This window comes from Variovorax sp. P2_H12 (genome assembly GCF_056403395.1).
Window position 1 is genome coordinate 1 of sequence record NZ_JBFUFO010000260.1, and the last position, 400, is coordinate 400.

The 400-nt window shown below is 70.5% G+C and carries 1 pseudogene; it reads right to left on the bottom strand.

From position 1 onward, the window contains the following. Positions 1–255 (bottom strand): annotated as a pseudogene (locus AC1DYK_RS36050) (hypothetical protein); the annotation flags it as partial. Between the last annotated feature and the right edge of the window lie 145 nt (positions 256–400).

Below are 400 nucleotides of genomic sequence, written 5' to 3' on the forward strand. Positions count from 1 at the left end.
GCTGTAGACAGCGGGGAGCAGCCCCTGCACCCCCTGCGGCCGCCGGTAGATGCGCAGCCGTAGGTTCGGCGCGCCGTCCGGGCCGGGTACGGAGACCTCCTTGACGTCCACGCCCGTCGTGTCCGCCGCCGCGACCACCACGGCCAGCTGCTCCGCCTGCGCGGCCCGGGCCATGTCCACATCGGAGATGTCGACCTCGGGCATCATGACGAGCGCTGCGGCCAGTTCGGGATCGGACCGGTGGCGCGAGAGCATGTCCTGCTCCGATCGTCGGCATACGGAGTACGGGGCACGGCGTTCCGTGAGATGGCGTGGCGTCGTGGTGAGACCGTGTCACGGACGTTCCCCCAGGTCATCAGACGGGTGTCGGGAGATCCACGGCTCCGGCCCGACAACGTCG